We start from the raw sequence: 15306 nt of genomic DNA, 5'->3' as shown, positions 1-15306 counted from the left end.
ATGGCTGCCAAGAAATCCTCCACGCCCAACCGCGGCTTCAAGGTCGCGGACCAGATCCAGCGCGATCTGGCCGAGCTGATCCGCGAACTCAAGGATCCGCGCATCGGCATGGTTACGCTGCAGGCCGTGGAGGTCACGCCCGACTACGCGCACGCCAAGGTGTTCTTCAGCGTGCTCGTGGGCGATGGCGCGGCCACGCAGGAGGCTTTGAACCAGTCGGCGGGTTTCCTGCGCAACGGTCTGTTCAAGCGTCTGCACATCCATACCGTGCCCACGCTGCATTTCGTGTTCGACCGCACGCAGGAGCGCGCCGCCGACATGAACGCACTGATCGCACGCGCCGTGGCATCGCGCTCCAAGGACGACGACGGCAATGATTAACGCTCCCCGTGTCCGGGTGCAGCGGCGCCCGGTGCACGGAGTGCTGCTGCTCGACAAACCCCTGGGCTTCTCCAGCAACGACGCCTTGCAAAAGGTGAAGTGGCTGCTGCGTGCCGAAAAGGCCGGCCACACCGGCACGCTGGATCCGCTGGCGAGCGGCGTGCTGCCGCTGTGCTTTGGCGCGGCGACCAAGTTCAGCGCCTTGCAGCTCGACGCCCCCAAGACCTACGAGGCGATTGCCTTGCTGGGCGTCACGACCACTACTGGCGACGCCGAGGGCGAGGTGTTGCAGGAGCGTCCCGTCACTGCGGATCAACTCACGCCCGAGCGCCTGGCCGCCGTGCAGGCGCAGTTCACCGGCCCCATACGCCAGGTGCCGCCCATGCACAGCGCCCTGAAAAAAGATGGCAAGGCGCTGTATGAATACGCCCGTGCCGGGGTCGAAGTGGAGCGCCCCGCGCGCGATGTCGTCATTCATGCGTTAAATATGGAGTTAACGCATGACAGTCAAGCGCGAATAGCTATTAAATTTATAGTTAAATGCAGCAAGGGCACCTATATCCGCACCCTGGGTGAAGACATCGGCGCGGCCCTGGGTTGCGGCGCGCACCTGATTTTCCTGCGCCGCATAGACACCGGCGGCCTGGGGGTGGAACGCTGCGTGACGCTGGCTCAGCTCGAGGCCATGACTGACGACGAGCGCCTGCGCCAGGTGCTGCCCGTCGATACCCTGCTGGCCGGACACAAGCCTGTCACCTTGGAGGAGCAGGATGCCGGGCGCTTTCTCTCGGGCTTGCGCCGCCGTGGTCCTTGGCCTGACGCGCCAGCCGTCGCCGTCTACGGCGAGCGTCCGCATGCGCTGCTGGGCGTGGGGCATGTGCAGGCAGGGGAGCTGATCCCCGGCCGACTCCTGAGCCCGATCGAAATACAACAAATTCTGCAAGGCGCGCCGCGCGCCCACATAGAACGCGGCACATTGGAAACCACGCTATGAGCAAACAAATCCGCAACATCGCCATCATTGCCCACGTCGACCATGGCAAGACCACCATGGTGGACCAGCTGCTACGCCAGTCCGGCACCTTCGCCGCCCACGAAAAGGTCGTGGACACGGTGATGGACAGCAACGCCATCGAGCGCGAGCGCGGCATCACCATCCTGGCCAAGAACTGCGCCGTGAGCTGGGAAGGCACGCACATCAACATCCTCGATACGCCCGGCCACGCGGACTTTGGCGGCGAGGTGGAGCGCGCCCTGTCCATGGTGGACGGCGTGGTGCTGCTCATCGACGCGCAGGAAGGCCCCATGCCGCAGACGCGTTTTGTGACCAAGAAGGCGCTGGCGCTCGGCCTCAAGCCCATCGTCGTCGTGAACAAGGTGGACAAGCCCGGCGCGCGCCCCGACTACGTGGTCAACGCCGCCTTCGACCTGTTCGACAAGCTGGGCGCAACCGACGAGCAGCTCGACTTCCCCGTGGTCTATGCCTCGGGCATCAACGGCTGGAGCTCGCTGGAGCAGGGCGAGCCCGGCGAGCAGTGGGGCCCCGACATGTCGGCCCTGTTCAACACTATTCTGAAGCATGTGCCCTCGGTCAAGGGCGATCCGACGGCACCAGTGCAGATGCAGATTTCGGCGCTGGACTATTCCACCTTCGTGGGCCGTATCGGCGTGGGCCGCATCACCCAGGGCACGCTCAAGGCCGGTCAGGACGTTCTCGTGATGGCCGGCCCGGATGGCGCCAGCTACAAGGGCCGCATCAACCAGATCCACCAGTTCCAGGGCCTAGACCGCGTGCAGGTTACGGAGGCCGGTCCCTCGGAGATCGTGCTCATCAACGGCATCGAGAACGTGGGTATTGGCGAGACGATCACCGACATGGCCACCCCCCAGCCCCTGCCCATGCTGAAGATCGACGAGCCGACGCTGACCATGAACTTCTGCGTCAACACCTCGCCCCTGGCCGGGCGCGAGGGCAAGTTCGTCACCAGTCGCCAGATCTGGGACCGCCTGCAAAAGGAGCTGCGCTCCAACGTGGCCATGCGCATCAAGGAGACCAATGAGGATGGCGTGTTCGAGGTGGCAGGGCGGGGTGAACTGCACCTGACCATCTTGCTTGAAGAAATGCGCCGCGAGGGCTATGAGCTGGCCGTCTCCAAGCCGCGCGTGGTGTTCAAGGACATTGACGGCGAGCGCTGCGAGCCTATCGAGCTGGTGACGGCCGACATCGAGGAGGGCCACCAGGGCGGCGTGATGCAGGCCCTCGGCGAGCGCAAGGGCGAGCTGGTGAACATGGAGCCGGACGGCCGTGGCCGCGTGCGCCTGGAATACCGCATCCCGGCGCGCGGCCTGATTGGCTTTACCAACGAGTTTTTGAACCTCACGCGTGGCTCGGGCCTGATCAGCAATATCTTCGACAGCTACGAGCCGCACAAGGGCGACATCGGCGGGCGCAAGAACGGCGTGCTGATCTCCATGGACGACGGTGAGATTTTCACCTATGCCCTGGGCAAGCTGGACGACCGCGGCCGTATGTTCGTCAAGGCCGGCGACCCGGTGTACGAGGGCATGATCGTCGGCGTGCACAACCGCGACAACGACCTGGTGGTCAACGCCACGCGCACCAAGCAGCTGACCAACTTCCGCGTGTCCGGCAAGGAGGACGCGATCAAGGTCACCCCGCCCATCGATCTGACGCTGGAATACGGCGTGGAGTTCATTGAGGATGACGAACTGGTCGAGATCACCCCCAAGAGCATCCGACTGCGCAAGCGCTTCCTCAAGGAGCACGAGCGCAAGCGCGCCAGCCGTGAAGGCGCCTGAACCACAGGTTCTTGCCCGTCCTGGCCTGAGCCATGCCCAGGCCGTATGGCTGATGGCGCTGGCGACCCTGATGTGGTCGATCGCCGGCGTCGTCACGCGCCACCTGGAGCAGGCGCGCAGCTTCGAGATCACCTTCTGGCGCAGCTTTTTCATGCTGCTGTCGCTGCTGCTCATCCTGCCCTGGCTGCGCGGGCGCGGCGTGTTTGCCCAGGTGCTGTACGGCCCGCGCGCGCTGTGGTTGTCGGGGCTGTGCTGGGGGGTGATGTTTACCGCCTTCATGGTGGCCATCACCCTCATGCCCGTGGCCAATGTGCTGGTCACCATGGCGGCGGGGCCTATGCTCACGGCCCTGGTGGCGCGTGTCTTCATCGGCCACCGCATTGCGCCGCGCACGGCCCTGTCCATCGTGGTGGCGGGCCTGGGCATTGTCTGGATGTATGGTGCCGAGGTGGCGGCCCTGTCGCCCGTGGGCTTGGCCGTGGCGCTGTGCATACCCGTGGCGGCGGCCGTCAACTGGACCGTGGTGCAGCATTCGCAGCGCCATGGCCAGGCGGTGGACCTGGTGCCTGCGGTGCTGATAGGCGCGGCCCTGTCGGCGCTGGCCACGCTGCCCTGGGCCTTGCCGTTTCAGGCGTCGGCGCGTGATATGGGCCTGCTGGGCCTGCTGGGCCTGGTGCAGCTGGCCATCCCCTGCATACTGGTGGTGTATTGTGGGCGCGTGCTCAAGGCGCCCGAGATCGCGCTGCTGAGCCTGCTGGAAGTGATTTTTGGAATCGTGCTCGTCTGGGCAGGCGCCGGCGAGCGCCCGGCCCCGGCCGTGCTGATGGGAGGCACGCTGGTGATCGGCGCGCTGGTTTTCAATGAACTGCTGGGATGGAAGGAACAACAATGACCGGGACAACGGGTGAAGTGATCGCCGAGCTGCGCGGCCGGGTGGGCTGCATCACTTTGAACCGCCCCAAGGCGCTGAATGCGCTCTCGCTTGGGATGGTGCGCGATCTGATGGCAGTGCTGCTGGACTGGCAGCGTGACGACAAGGTGCTGGCCGTGGCCATTCGCGGCAGCAACAAGGAGGGCGCCTTCGGGGCCTTTTGCGCCGGTGGCGACATCCGCTTCCTGCACGCCGCGGGCACGGTGGGCAATCCGCAGATCGAGGATTTCTTCACCGAGGAATACGCCCTCAACCACCTGATCCACAACTTCGGCAAGCCCTACATCGCCTTCATGGACGGCATCGTCATGGGTGGTGGCATGGGCATCAGCCAGGGGGGCACGCTGCGCATCGTCACCGAGCGCACCAAGATGGCCATGCCCGAGACGGCCATCGGTCTGTTCCCGGATGTGGGTGGCGGCTACTTCCTCTCGCGCTGCCCCGGTCGCGTGGGTGAATGGCTGGCCCTGACGGGCGACACCATTGGTGCGGCGGACGCGATTGCCTTTAGGCTGGCCGACGGTTTTCTGCCCGCCGATCAACAGGCCGCGGTGTGGCAGGGCCTGGGCGAGCAGGGCTTTGCCGACGGCGCCGCCGTGCAGCAGTGGGTACTATCTAAAACGATAGCTGCTGGCGCTTGTCAGATAAGCGTTAGAGAGCAAATTGACCATTATTTTTCCTTGGCGGATGTGCCCGCCATCGTGGCCGCCCTGGAAGAGTCGGACGACGATTGGGCACGTGCCACGGCTGCCACATTGCGCCGCCGCTCGCCGCTGATGCTGCATGTGGTACTGGAGCAGATCCGCCGCGCGCGCGCCATGGGCCTGGCCGACGACCTGCGCATGGAGCGCGACATGGTGCGCCACTGCTTCTACCTGCGCCAGGGCCAGAGCGAAACGCTGGAGGGCATCCGCGCCCTGGCCGTGGACAAGGACCACAGCCCCGCCTGGAGCCCCGCGCGCATCGAGGATGTGAGCCCCGAGCTGGTGCAGGCCTTCTTCAGGAGCCCTTGGCCGGCGCATGCGCACCCATTGGCGGCGCTGCGCTGAGCTGTCGGTACACGGCCGTGGCCAGCGCCTGCAGCGCCGGGCGCGGCATTTCGCCGCTGAGCGCGTAGCCAAAACCGCGCTCCACCCAGTAAAAACTCGATACTGCTCCCTTGTCGTAGAACTGGAAGGCCTCGGCCTGTGCATCGTCGAGTGCGCCCAGGTACAGGGTGATGCGCGTGCCGGCGGCATTCTGGTACATGAACTGGGCGCGGGCACCACTGCCACCGGGCAGCAGGCGCCCACCTACCAGCTCGAAACCCTGCTGCTGCAAATGCGGCACCGCGAGCGGGCGTGCCAGGCGCTTGGACAGCCACTGCACCAGATGCTCCTGCTGCGCAGCCGCCACCTCGACGGGGTGGCGCTGTTCCGGCTGATAGACCGCGTGAGCCACGGTGGCCTGCTGCGCAAACAGCAGGGGCGGCGACGCAGTCGCGGCCAGTGTGGCTCCGTCGCTCCATGACCCATGCAGGCCCCAGCCCAGGCCGAAGGCCAGCAGCCAGCCGGCGGCCATGCCGCCCCAGGTAGCCCAGCGCCGGCGCGCGGCATGCGTGTCCTGCAGCCTGCCCGCTGCCTGACGCAGGACCTCGGGCAGGGGGCGCTCCAGCCAGTCCCCGTGTAATGTCTGCAGCAACGCGCGCTGCTGTGCCCAGGCGTTCGCCTCCTCCTGTGCCGCGGGGGCAAGGCTGGCGCGCAGCCGTTCGGCATCCTCGGGCGGCAGGCGGCAGTCCACCATGGCGTGCAGGTCGGAATCGTCCGGGAGGGGAGGGTGGGAAGAGTTCATGGTGGGCATCGGCGCAGAGGTGGTCACTTCATGCGTTTCAGGGGGGTGGGCCGTGCTGTGTTGGCGTGGGGCGCATGGGCCGGCGCCAGCTCCATCAGCTCGCGCATGCGGCCGCGGGCCCGCGACAGGCGCGACATCACCGTGCCCACGGGTATCCCCAGGATTCGGGCTACGTCGGCGTAGGCCATGTCCTCCAGCGTCACCAGCAGCAGCACGGCGCGCTGCTCGGCCGGCAGGCGCTGCAGGCAGCGGTCGAGGTCGATGGCGGTGTCGCACGCCACGCCATCCGTGCCCGCCAGCGTGGCCAGCATTTCGCTGTCCAGTGTTTGCAGCGCGATCAGGCCGCGGCGCTGGTTCAGGTAGAGGTTGTGCATCAGCGTGAACAGCCAGGCGCGCAGGTCGCTGCCGCTGCGCCACAGCAACCATTTGCGGCAGGCACGCTCCAGTGTGTCCTGCACCAGATCATCGGCTGCCCAGGGGTCGCCGGTGAGCGCGCGCGCATAGCGGCGCAGCCCGGGCAGTTGATCCACGATCTGGGCGCGGTTCATGGTCGTGCCGGGGTCATGGCGTGGCGGTGTGCCACACGTTGTTCACGCCGTCACCAGTCTTGTCCCCGGGCTTGGTGTCCTTGATCCAGTAGTACAGCGGCTTGCCCTTGTAGGCTATCTGCTTGGTGCCATCGTCGCGCTGGATCAGGCTGTAACCGTCGCCGCTGGGTGCCGCCATGCCGGTCAGTGGTGGCCAGTTGGTGGCGCAGGTGCCGTTGCAGGCCGATTTGCCGCTGTCGGCCATGTCCTTGTCGAAGATGTAGAGCGTCATGCCATTGGGGCCGACAAGGACGCCGCCCTGGGTGCTGACCTGTGCGTGTGACATGGAGTAGCAGCCGGCCAGGGCCAGCGCGGCGAGCAAGGAACTGAGTTGGGTCATGGTGTTCTCCGTTGAGGCGCCGGCCGCACGAAATTACGGCCGGACGCTGCGACAAACACCGTTGCACGGGCATTTATTCCATGCCCCGCACAAAAAACGGTCAGCGGTGGCGGCTCTTCATGACGCGCTCCACCTCGCGCTTGCCCTCGCGCTCCTTGATGGTGTCGCGCTTGTCATGCTCGGCCTTGCCCTTGGCCAGGGCGATGTCGCACTTCGCTCGGCCATCCTTCCAGTGCAGATTCAACGGTACCAGGGTGTAGCCTTTCTGCTCCACCTTGCCAATGAGGCGGCGGATCTCGTCCTTGTGCAGCAGCAGCTTCTTGATGCGCGTGGCGTCCGGGTTGACGTGGGTGGAGGCGGTCTTGAGCGGGTTGATCTGGCAGCCGATCAGGAACAGCTCGCCATCCTTGATGACCACGTAGCCGTCGGTGAGCTGCACCTTGCCCTCGCGCAGCGCCTTCACCTCCCAGCCGTGCAACACCATGCCGGCCTCGTGGCGCTCCTCGAAGAAATAGTTGTATGCAGCCTTCTTGTTGTCGGCAATGCGTGACGATGTATCGGGTTTCTTGGCCATGGTCTTTCAGGTGCGGCGCAAACCGGGAGTTCCAAGGCCTCCCTACAATCGTTGTCGTCTCGCGCTCGCCATTCTAGGCGCCCCGTCCCCATGAAAAAAGTCAACAAATCCGTCCTCATCTGGTACAGCCCCGAAGAAATGTTCGCCCTGGTGACGGACGTGACCAAGTACCCGGAATTCTTGCCCTGGTGCGATCACGCCACCGTCCTGGAAAGCGATGCGCACAGCATGAAGGCCGAGGTTGGCATCTCCCTGGGGGGAATGCGCAAGTCCTTCATCACGCGCAACACGCATGAGCAGGGCCGGCGCGTGAAGATGGAGCTGGTCGAAGGCCCGTTTTCCAAGCTCGACGGGGACTGGCACTTTCACCCCGTGGGCGACGGCACGCAGCGTGCCTGCAAGGTGGAGCTGCAGCTGCACTATGGCTTTGACAGCAGGCCGCTGGCCGCCCTGGTAGGCCCGGTGTTCGACCGCATTGCCGCGACCTTTGTGGACGCCTTCATCAAAAGGGCAGAGCAGGTTTATGGCTGAAGGTGCAGGGGCGGTACTGCATATCACCGTGGCCGCATCGCTGCAGCCGGGCCAGGCGCAGGAGTGGCCCCTGCAGCTGCCCGCGGGAGCCACGGTGGCCGAGGCATTGCGCGCCTGCCTTCTCAGTGTGCAGGGTGACGAGCTGGTCTGCGGCATCTGGGGTAGGGTGGTGCCGGTGACCGAGCCCCTGCGTGATGGCGACCGCGTGGAATGCTGCCGCCCCTTGATCGTTGATCCCAAGCTGGCGCGACGCCAGCGCTTCAAAACCCAGGGCGCACGCGCGGCGGGATTGTTTGCCAAGCGCCGGCCGGGGGCCAAGCCCGGCTATTGACAGTCTGAGGCGATGATCTCGTCGGCCCGGCGCAGCTCGGCCGCGCGGGTGGCATCGTCCATGAAGCTGCGCTCGCCCTTGGCGTTGACTTGACTCACCAATTGACCCTCGGCCAGCTGGGCCTTGGCGCGCTTGGCGCGCGCGCAGTTGTCGGCGCGCACCTTGGCCTGGCGTTCCTCGTCGGCCTTTTTCTTGACGGCCTCGGCGGCCTCTGCATTGGCCTTGTTCTCTTCGAGCCGCTTGTCCTTGCCAAGGCCGGGGGGGGCTGGCGTGGCGGTGGGGGTGTCGGCACTTGTGGTCGCTGCCACAGGTTGCGGCTGGCTTGCCATATGGGGTTGCTTGAGGATGTTTTTCTCGGGAACGTCCTGCGGAGGCGGCCGGTCGCTGAATACCTTGCGCCCGTCCTTATCCATCCATTGCCATTGGGCCAGGGCAGCAGTGGACCAGAAGCCGGCCAGCGCCAGAAGAAGAAGCTTGTGCCATTTCATGCAAGCGAGTGTAGCGGGGGGCATCGCGTGCCGGCCAGCGGGCGGGCAGTGCGTGAATCCCTGTCACCGGTGACCAGTGCCGACCCGGGTACAATCCTTTTTTTGGAGCTTTCACATGCGCCTTCTCGGAAAAGCGCTCACCTTCGACGATGTGTTGCTGGTGCCAGCGTACTCCCAGGTCCTGCCCAAGGACACCTCTCTTGCCACGCGCTTCACGCGCAATATCCAGCTCAACCTGCCTCTCGTGTCCGCCGCCATGGACACCGTGACCGAGGCGCGCCTGGCGATCGCCATCGCGCAGGAGGGCGGCATAGGCGTCATCCACAAGAACATGACGGCCGAGCAGCAGGCCGCCGAGGTTTCCAAAGTCAAGCGCCACGAATCCGGCGTGGTGCATGACCCTGTGGTCATCACGCCCGAGCACACGGTGCTGCAGGTGCTGGAGCTGTCGGAAAACCTCGGTATCTCGGGCTTTCCGGTATGCGACGGCGGCAAGGTCATCGGCATCGTCACCAGCCGCGACGTGCGCTTTGAGACGCGTTACGACGTCAAGGTCAGCCAGATCATGACGCCGCGCGAGAAGCTCATCACCGTCAACGAAAAAGACCACACCAGCCCGGCGCAGGCCAAGGCGCTGCTCAACAAGCATAAGCTGGAGCGCCTGCTGGTGGTGAACGACGCCTTTGAGTTGAAGGGTCTGATCACCGTTAAGGACATCAACAAGCAGACCACCTTCCCCAACGCCGCGCGCGACAGCGAGGGCCGCCTGCGCGTGGCCGCCGCCGTGGGCGTGGGCGTGGGCACCGAGGAGCGCGTCGCGCTGCTGGTCAAGGCCGGTGTGGACGCCATCGTGGTCGATACCGCGCACGGCCACAGCAAGGGCGTGATCGAGCGCGTGCGCTGGGTCAAGCAGAACTACCCCCAGGTGGATGTCATCGGCGGCAACATCGCCACCGGCGCTGCGGCGCTGGCGCTGGTCGAGGCCGGTGCGGACGCGGTCAAGGTCGGCATCGGCCCTGGGTCGATTTGCACCACGCGCATCGTCGCCGGTGTGGGCGTGCCGCAGATCATGGCCATTGACAGCGTCGCTACCGCGCTCAAGGGCACGGGCGTGCCGTTGATCGCCGATGGCGGTATCCGCTTCTCGGGCGACATCGCCAAGGCCATCGCGGCCGGCGCCTCCACCATCATGATGGGCGGCATGTTCGCCGGTACCGAGGAAGCTCCGGGCGAGGTCATCCTGTACCAGGGCCGCAGCTACAAGAGCTACCGCGGCATGGGGTCGATCGGCGCCATGCAGCAGGGCAGCGCCGACCGCTACTTCCAGGAAGCAACCACCGGCAACCCCAATGCCGACAAACTGGTGCCCGAAGGCATCGAAGGCCGCGTGCCCTACAAGGGCTCGATGGTCTCCATCGTCTTCCAGATGGCCGGTGGCGTGCGTGCCGCCATGGGTTACTGCGGCTGCGCGACGATTGCCGAGATGAACGACAAGGCCGAGTTCGTCGAGATCACCGCAGCTGGCATCCGCGAGAGCCACGTCCACGACGTGCAGATCACCAAGGAAGCCCCCAACTACCGCGCCGATTGAACCCCGGCGCACCGCAGGCCCGAACCCATTTTCAAGGCGTTCGGGCCTTTGTCTTTTCCTGACCCTGTCGCTCCATCATGCAACACGACAAGATCCTCATCCTCGACTTCGGCTCCCAGGTCACCCAGCTCATCGCGCGGCGCGTGCGCGAGGCCCATGTGTACTGCGAGGTCCATCCCTGCGACGTCAGTAGTGAATGGGTACGCTCCTTTGCGGCTGATGGCAGGCTCAAGGGTGTGATTCTTTCAGGCAGCCACGCCAGTGTGTACGAGGTGGATGACAAGGCTCCGGAGGCGGTGTACGAACTGGGGATCCCGGTACTCGGCATCTGCTACGGCATGCAGACCATGGCCAATCAATTGGGAGGCAAGGTGGAAGGTAGCCACACCCGTGAATTCGGCTACGCCGAGGTGCGTGCACATGGACATACCGAGCTGCTCAAGGGCATCGAGGACTTCGCCACGCCCGAGGGCTACGGCATGCTCAAGGTCTGGATGAGCCATGGCGACAAGGTTACCGGGCTGCCACCGGGGTTCAAGCTCATGGCTTCCACGCCCTCCTGCCCTATCGCGGGCATGGCCGACGAGGTGCGGCACTTTTATGCCGTGCAGTTCCACCCGGAGGTCACGCACACCGTGCAGGGACGGGCGCTGCTGGAGCGCTTTGTCCTGGGTATTTGTGCCGCCAGGCCAGATTGGGTCATGAAGGATCATATCGCCGAGGCCGTCGAAGCCATACGCGCCCAGGTGGGTGACGAAGAGGTGATCTTGGGCCTGTCCGGTGGCGTGGATTCCAGCGTGGCCGCCGCGCTGATCCATCGCGCCATCGGCGACCAGCTGACCTGCGTGTTTGTCGACCATGGCCTCTTGCGCCTCAACGAGGGCGACATGGTCATGGACATGTTCGAGGGCAAGCTGCATGCAAAGGTGATTCGCGTCGATGCGTCGGAATTGTTCCTCTCCAAACTGGCGGGCGTCTCCGAACCCGAGCAGAAGCGCAAGATCATCGGCGGCTTGTTCGTCGACGTGTTCAAGGCCGAGGCTGCCAAGCTCAAGGCTGCGGGCGGCGGCCACAAGGGCGCCACCTTCCTGGCGCAGGGCACCATCTATCCCGACGTGATCGAGTCGGGCGGCGCCAAGTCCAAGAAGGCCGTCACCATCAAGAGCCATCACAACGTCGGCGGTTTGCCCGAGCAACTGGGCCTGAAACTGCTCGAACCGCTGCGCGACCTGTTCAAGGACGAGGTGCGCGAACTTGGTGTGGCCCTGGATCTGCCGCGCGAAATGGTCTACCGCCATCCTTTCCCGGGTCCCGGCCTGGGTGTGCGCATCCTGGGCGAGGTGAAAAAGGAATACGCCGACCTGCTGCGCCGCGCCGACGCCGTCTTCATCGAGGAACTGCGCGCCTGCATCGACCCGGCGACGGGCAAGAGCTGGTACGACCTGACCAGCCAGGCCTTCACCGTCTTCCTGCCCGTGAAAAGCGTGGGCGTGATGGGCGACGGCCGAACCTACGATTACGTGGTGGCGCTGCGCGCGGTGCAGACCAGCGACTTCATGACCGCCGACTGGGCCGAGCTGCCCTACAGCCTGCTGAAAAAGGTTTCGGGACGCATCATCAATGAGGTGCGCGGTATCAACCGTGTGACCTATGACGTTTCCAGCAAGCCACCAGCGACGATCGAGTGGGAGTGAAATCAGGTCCTTCGGGGACTATCGCCAGCTATCGAAAATCCGACATAACGTATTGATTTCAAAGGAAATACGTCACGGCAGCTATCGGTGACTATCGCCGGGCAGCGAAACGGATTGACGGTAGAGGTGACGGTAGAAACCGGAGGTCGGATTAAGACCTCCTTGTTTACTATCGAGACCAAATCGGTCTTTGACGGTAAATCACTCCTCTGGAAAGCTTGTTTCATGCGGCTTTCCAGGCATCAGCAGGTCTCCTGACCCCTGACGGTAAAGCCGTCATGAACAGGAGTGTCCACCTGGCAGGGGTGGCTTTACGTGGCCTTCGTCACCGACGCCTTTGCCCGGCGCATCGTCGGCTGGCAGACGAGTGCCAGCATGACGACGGACTTCGTACTCGATGCACTGGAGCAGGCACTGCACGCGCGCCAGCCCGAGCCGGGCATGCTCACGCATCACGGAGATAGGGGAGCGCAGTACCTGTCACTGCGCTACAGCCAGCGGCTGCATGCAGCGGGCGTTGCTGCCTCGGTGGGCTCCACGGGCGATGCCTTTGACAACGCATTGGCCGAGACGATCAACGGGCTGTACAAAACCGAGGTCATCAAGCGCTTGGGGCCGTGGCAGTCACGCCAGCAGCTGGAGCTGGCCGCCCTCGAGTGGGTGCACTGGTTCAACACCCAGCGCCTGCTTGAGCCCATTGGCAACATCCCACCTGCAGAAGCTGAAGCAAAATACTTCAGCGATCAAGCCATCGCACAAGCCTGTGTGGAGGCGACTACTTTAACCACGTAGCCTCCTCGAAAGCCGGAACGATTCAGTGTCTCGGTCTGCGGGAATGAAGCGGCTCATGTCGATATTGTGTGGCCAAGACCCACTCCGACAAAGTCGGGAAAGTCCGACAGACTCCTCGACGCCTGGACAGCATGGTTGCCGACATTGACGCTCTGCGCTGGCAGGCACGCGATACTGGTCAATAATTTGGATGAAAGTGGCTGTACCGCTTGTTCGGTAAGCGCAAGACGCTATGATTTTTCACTATGGCCAAGAAAGACAAGACCGCCCATGTGAGCGAAACGCCCGCCACGCAGCTGCTGCGCGCGCACCGGGTGGAATTCACCGAGCATTCCTATGACTACGTGGAGCATGGTGGCTCCGAAGAGTCCGCGCGCCAGCTTGGGCTTCATGAACACATGGTGGTCAAGACCCTGGTGATGCAGGACCAGGACGCCAGGCCGCTCATCGTGCTCATGCACGGCGACCGCAAGGTGTCCACCAAGAACCTGGCGCGCCAGATTGGTGCCAAGTCGGTCCAGCCTTGCACGCCCGAGGTGGCCAATCGCCACAGTGGCTACCTGGTGGGCGGCACCTCGCCGTTTGGCACGCGCAAGGCTATGCCTGTGTTCATCGAGGAAAGCATCCTGCAGCTGCCGCGCATTGCCATCAATGGCGGGCGGCGCGGCTATTTGGTGCAGCTTGATCCGCAGGTGTGCGTGCGGCTGCTTTCTGCGCGGCCGGTGCAATGCGCGCTGGCAGAATAGGGCGCCTTTCCCCATCACCTCCCTCCTTTCATTCTTGCCGTGAGCATCTTCCTGTCCCTTGCCGCCACCGTGGCCGCCTATCTGCTCGGTTCCTTGTCGTTCGCAGTCATCGTCAGCCGCGTCATGGGTCTGTCCGACCCGCGCAGCTATGGCAGCAAGAACCCGGGCGCCACCAATGTGCTGCGCTCGGGCTCCAAGGCGGCGGCGGTCATCACGCTGCTGCTGGATGCGGCCAAGGGCTGGCTGCCGGTGGCGCTGGTGCGCTGGTTCGGCGCACCCCATGGGCTGGAGGAGGGCACACAGGCCCTGGTGGGCCTGGCAGCCTTCCTGGGCCACCTGTGGCCGGTGTTCTTCCGCTTCGAGGGGGGCAAGGGCGTGGCCACGGCGTTGGGTGTGCTGCTGGGCATCAGCGGCTGGCTGGGCCTGGCCACGCTGTTGACCTGGGGCATCATCGTTTTCTTCTTCCGCTATTCTTCTCTGGCTTCGCTGGTGGCAGCCGTGTTTGCGCCGTTTTTCTATGTGCTGGGCGCCGGCATGGCCTGGTACAGCGACGCGCGCGTGGGCGTGACCATTGCCGTGATGTCCGGCCTGCTGGCCTGGCGCCACAAGGCCAATATCCAGCGACTGATCCAGGGCAAGGAATCGCGCCTGGGTTCAAAGAAGAAAGGCTGAATTCAACCAGAGACGGTGTCGGTGCGATGCGCCGCAAAAAGGCCCAGGCGCACCATGGCGCGCTGGGGCAGCTCCACGGTGACGGCTGAGCGGGCCAGAGCGGCCTGTATGTGCGGTTGCCCACGCACCGTGTGGTAGAGCCTGGGGGAGGATTGCGGCTTACCCTTGGCATCGAGCACGCTGGCCACCAGTGGGAAGTTGGCACGCTCGCTGCGGCGCAGCACGATGGCCGTTTCGGCATTGTCCAGCCGCACGAAGGTGCCCGGCGGGCACAGGCCTATGGTGCGCACCAGGGACAGGCCGATTTCGTCGCGCGAGTCCGCGACCTGGCCGACGATGGCGCGCACCGAATCGGTGGCGCTGCGCCCCGCGCGTGTTTTGCGCGGGCTGATCATGGCCGCATAGCGGTCTATGGTGTTCAGGATGCGGGCGAGCCGCTCTGGGGCGGGCAGGTTTGTCAGTACCTCGGGTTGCGGCTGGTGGTGCAAGGCCACCACGTCCAGCCACAGGTCGTCGGTGATGTGCAGTTCCTCCAGCAGATCCAGGCCCGCCTGCGGGTGCCGATCCACGGCCATGCGCTGTTCGGGTGTGAGCGGCTCGCGCTGCTGGGCCAGTTCGTCCTGCAGCGCCGTCATGCCGATGTTCATGGTGAAGGCCGCGCGCACCAGGCTGTCGCGCTCATGCGCCGGCAGCTGCAGTTCCGGCGCCAGGATGTGGCACAGCGTGGCGCACACCAGTGCATGGGAGGCGCTGTAGCCCACCGTGGAGGTGGAGGCGAGCTGAAACATCAGGTACAGCGCCGCATCAATGTCGTGCGCCACCAGGTCTTGCAGCCAGCGGTCGCATTGGCGTACTTTCACCGGGAAATCCTGGACGCTGTGCGGCCGTGCGAGCACTGCGGCGAGTGCGGATTCCAGATCCGACCACTGGCCGATCAAATCCTCGTACTCGCTGTCGGCCGTCTCGGTCGCTTTGGCTGGTGCTTGTGCAGACATAGG

General features: G+C 64.7%; 17 protein-coding genes and 1 pseudogene. 12 read left to right on the top strand and 6 right to left on the bottom strand.

Features of this window, described 5'->3' with window-relative positions; all coding sequences use genetic code 11:
• From rbfA to P7644_RS12540, 5 genes are read left to right on the top strand one after another with little or no spacing between them, the layout of a single operon-like run.
• Nucleotides 1-381 (top strand): 30S ribosome-binding factor RbfA, encoded by a 381-nt coding sequence (gene rbfA / locus P7644_RS12560; protein WP_404299607.1) that lies wholly within the window; start codon nucleotides 1-3, stop codon nucleotides 379-381.
• Nucleotides 377-1375 carry a tRNA pseudouridine(55) synthase TruB gene (truB, locus tag P7644_RS12555; protein WP_404303194.1) on the top strand — a complete coding sequence of 333 codons (999 nt, stop codon included), beginning with the start codon at nucleotides 377-379 and terminating at the stop codon, nucleotides 1373-1375. Before rbfA ends, truB begins: the two co-directional genes overlap by 5 nt.
• Nucleotides 1372-3201: a translational GTPase TypA gene (gene typA / locus P7644_RS12550; protein WP_404299605.1), complete on the top strand. Its 1830-nt coding sequence runs from the start codon at nucleotides 1372-1374 to the stop codon at nucleotides 3199-3201. The genes truB and typA overlap by 4 nt, the downstream gene beginning before the upstream one ends.
• A gap of 52 nt (nucleotides 3202-3253) precedes the next feature.
• On the top strand, nucleotides 3254-4093 hold the full coding sequence (locus tag P7644_RS12545) for a DMT family transporter (protein WP_404303193.1): 840 nt from the start codon (nucleotides 3254-3256) through the stop codon (nucleotides 4091-4093).
• Nucleotides 4090-5181 carry an enoyl-CoA hydratase/isomerase family protein gene (locus P7644_RS12540; RefSeq protein WP_404299603.1) on the top strand — a complete coding sequence of 364 codons (1092 nt, stop codon included), beginning with the start codon at nucleotides 4090-4092 and terminating at the stop codon, nucleotides 5179-5181. The genes P7644_RS12545 and P7644_RS12540 overlap by 4 nt, the downstream gene beginning before the upstream one ends.
• Here the strand turns inward: P7644_RS12540 and P7644_RS12535 are convergent.
• From P7644_RS12535 to smpB, 4 genes are all read right to left on the bottom strand, one after another.
• On the bottom strand, nucleotides 5132-5962 hold the full coding sequence (locus tag P7644_RS12535; protein WP_404299601.1) for an anti-sigma factor family protein: 831 nt from the start codon (nucleotides 5960-5962) through the stop codon (nucleotides 5132-5134). The two genes, P7644_RS12540 and P7644_RS12535, sit on opposite strands and share 50 nt — an antisense overlap.
• Nucleotides 5963-5985: 23 nt before the next feature.
• The gene (locus P7644_RS12530; protein WP_404299599.1) at nucleotides 5986-6510 is read right to left on the bottom strand and encodes an RNA polymerase sigma factor; all 525 of its coding nucleotides are present in this window, start codon (nucleotides 6508-6510) and stop codon (nucleotides 5986-5988) included.
• Between the two features lie 13 nt (nucleotides 6511-6523).
• A complete protein-coding gene (locus P7644_RS12525) occupies nucleotides 6524-6889 on the bottom strand; it encodes a hypothetical protein (RefSeq protein WP_404299597.1) in 366 nt (121 codons plus the stop codon).
• Between the two features lie 100 nt (nucleotides 6890-6989).
• The gene (smpB, locus tag P7644_RS12520) at nucleotides 6990-7463 is read right to left on the bottom strand and encodes an SsrA-binding protein SmpB (protein WP_404299595.1); all 474 of its coding nucleotides are present in this window, start codon (nucleotides 7461-7463) and stop codon (nucleotides 6990-6992) included.
• 90 nt (nucleotides 7464-7553) lie between these two features.
• On the opposite strand from smpB, the gene P7644_RS12515 reads away from it, so the two are divergent.
• Together P7644_RS12515 and P7644_RS12510 are read left to right on the top strand one after the other, a co-directional pair.
• Nucleotides 7554-7994 carry a type II toxin-antitoxin system RatA family toxin gene (locus P7644_RS12515; protein WP_404299593.1) on the top strand — a complete coding sequence of 147 codons (441 nt, stop codon included), beginning with the start codon at nucleotides 7554-7556 and terminating at the stop codon, nucleotides 7992-7994.
• Nucleotides 7987-8325, top strand: coding sequence for an RnfH family protein (locus P7644_RS12510; protein ID WP_404299591.1), 339 nt, complete (start codon nucleotides 7987-7989; stop codon nucleotides 8323-8325). The genes P7644_RS12515 and P7644_RS12510 overlap by 8 nt, the downstream gene beginning before the upstream one ends.
• On the opposite strand, the gene P7644_RS12505 is transcribed toward P7644_RS12510, so the two are convergent.
• Nucleotides 8319-8813, bottom strand: a complete 495-nt coding sequence (locus P7644_RS12505; RefSeq protein WP_404299589.1) for a DUF4124 domain-containing protein — start codon at nucleotides 8811-8813, stop codon at nucleotides 8319-8321. The genes P7644_RS12510 and P7644_RS12505 overlap by 7 nt on opposite strands.
• Nucleotides 8814-8928: 115 nt before the next feature.
• Here P7644_RS12505 and guaB point away from each other — a divergent pair, with 115 nt between their 5' ends.
• The 5 genes and pseudogenes from guaB to plsY all read left to right on the top strand — a co-directional run bounded on the left by guaB (nucleotide 8929) and on the right by plsY (nucleotide 14308).
• Nucleotides 8929-10404, top strand: a complete 1476-nt coding sequence (guaB, locus tag P7644_RS12500; protein WP_404299587.1) for an IMP dehydrogenase — start codon at nucleotides 8929-8931, stop codon at nucleotides 10402-10404.
• Nucleotides 10405-10481: 77 nt separating this feature from the next.
• Nucleotides 10482-12098 (top strand): glutamine-hydrolyzing GMP synthase, encoded by a 1617-nt coding sequence (guaA, locus tag P7644_RS12495; RefSeq protein ID WP_404299585.1) that lies wholly within the window; start codon nucleotides 10482-10484, stop codon nucleotides 12096-12098.
• Nucleotides 12099-12380: 282 nt separating this feature from the next.
• Nucleotides 12381-12890 (top strand): annotated as a pseudogene (locus P7644_RS12490) (DDE-type integrase/transposase/recombinase); the annotation flags it as partial.
• A gap of 245 nt (nucleotides 12891-13135) precedes the next feature.
• A complete protein-coding gene (gene ybaK, locus P7644_RS12485) occupies nucleotides 13136-13636 on the top strand; it encodes a Cys-tRNA(Pro) deacylase (protein WP_404299583.1) in 501 nt (166 codons plus the stop codon).
• Nucleotides 13637-13675: 39 nt separating this feature from the next.
• Nucleotides 13676-14308 (top strand): glycerol-3-phosphate 1-O-acyltransferase PlsY, encoded by a 633-nt coding sequence (plsY, locus tag P7644_RS12480; protein WP_404299581.1) that lies wholly within the window; start codon nucleotides 13676-13678, stop codon nucleotides 14306-14308.
• A gap of 2 nt (nucleotides 14309-14310) precedes the next feature.
• Here the strand turns inward: plsY and P7644_RS12475 are convergent, their stop codons facing one another.
• On the bottom strand, nucleotides 14311-15303 hold the full coding sequence (locus tag P7644_RS12475) for an HD-GYP domain-containing protein (RefSeq protein WP_404299579.1): 993 nt from the start codon (nucleotides 15301-15303) through the stop codon (nucleotides 14311-14313).
• Nucleotides 15304-15306 lie beyond the last annotated feature (3 nt).

Origin of the sequence: Alicycliphilus denitrificans, assembly GCF_044792555.1 — a bacterium.
Lineage (GTDB): Bacteria > Pseudomonadota > Gammaproteobacteria > Burkholderiales > Burkholderiaceae_C > Alicycliphilus > Alicycliphilus denitrificans_A.
The sequence above is the reverse complement of the archived record's forward strand: the minus strand, read 5'-3'. Positions and strand labels throughout refer to the sequence as shown.

What these genes read in the sequence shown, in the direction of transcription:
- P7644_RS12545 (WP_404303193.1), top strand. Translation starts at nt 3,254, where the DNA reads ATGGCGCTGGCGACCCTGATGTGGTCGATCGCCGGCGTCGTCACGCGC.
- guaA (WP_404299585.1), top strand. Translation starts at nt 10,482, where the DNA reads ATGCAACACGACAAGATCCTCATCCTCGACTTCGGCTCCCAGGTCACC.
- typA (WP_404299605.1), top strand. Translation starts at nt 1,372, where the DNA reads ATGAGCAAACAAATCCGCAACATCGCCATCATTGCCCACGTCGACCAT.
- P7644_RS12515 (WP_404299593.1), top strand. Translation starts at nt 7,554, where the DNA reads ATGAAAAAAGTCAACAAATCCGTCCTCATCTGGTACAGCCCCGAAGAA.
- guaB (WP_404299587.1), top strand. Translation starts at nt 8,929, where the DNA reads ATGCGCCTTCTCGGAAAAGCGCTCACCTTCGACGATGTGTTGCTGGTG.
- P7644_RS12525 (WP_404299597.1), bottom strand. Translation starts at nt 6,889, where the DNA reads ATGACCCAACTCAGTTCCTTGCTCGCCGCGCTGGCCCTGGCCGGCTGC.
- P7644_RS12510 (WP_404299591.1), top strand. Translation starts at nt 7,987, where the DNA reads ATGGCTGAAGGTGCAGGGGCGGTACTGCATATCACCGTGGCCGCATCG.
- ybaK (WP_404299583.1), top strand. Translation starts at nt 13,136, where the DNA reads ATGGCCAAGAAAGACAAGACCGCCCATGTGAGCGAAACGCCCGCCACG.
- P7644_RS12530 (WP_404299599.1), bottom strand. Translation starts at nt 6,510, where the DNA reads ATGAACCGCGCCCAGATCGTGGATCAACTGCCCGGGCTGCGCCGCTAT.
- P7644_RS12540 (WP_404299603.1), top strand. Translation starts at nt 4,090, where the DNA reads ATGACCGGGACAACGGGTGAAGTGATCGCCGAGCTGCGCGGCCGGGTG.
- smpB (WP_404299595.1), bottom strand. Translation starts at nt 7,463, where the DNA reads ATGGCCAAGAAACCCGATACATCGTCACGCATTGCCGACAACAAGAAG.
- P7644_RS12505 (WP_404299589.1), bottom strand. Translation starts at nt 8,813, where the DNA reads ATGAAATGGCACAAGCTTCTTCTTCTGGCGCTGGCCGGCTTCTGGTCC.
- P7644_RS12475 (WP_404299579.1), bottom strand. Translation starts at nt 15,303, where the DNA reads ATGTCTGCACAAGCACCAGCCAAAGCGACCGAGACGGCCGACAGCGAG.
- rbfA (WP_404299607.1), top strand. Translation starts at nt 1, where the DNA reads ATGGCTGCCAAGAAATCCTCCACGCCCAACCGCGGCTTCAAGGTCGCG.
- P7644_RS12535 (WP_404299601.1), bottom strand. Translation starts at nt 5,962, where the DNA reads ATGAACTCTTCCCACCCTCCCCTCCCGGACGATTCCGACCTGCACGCC.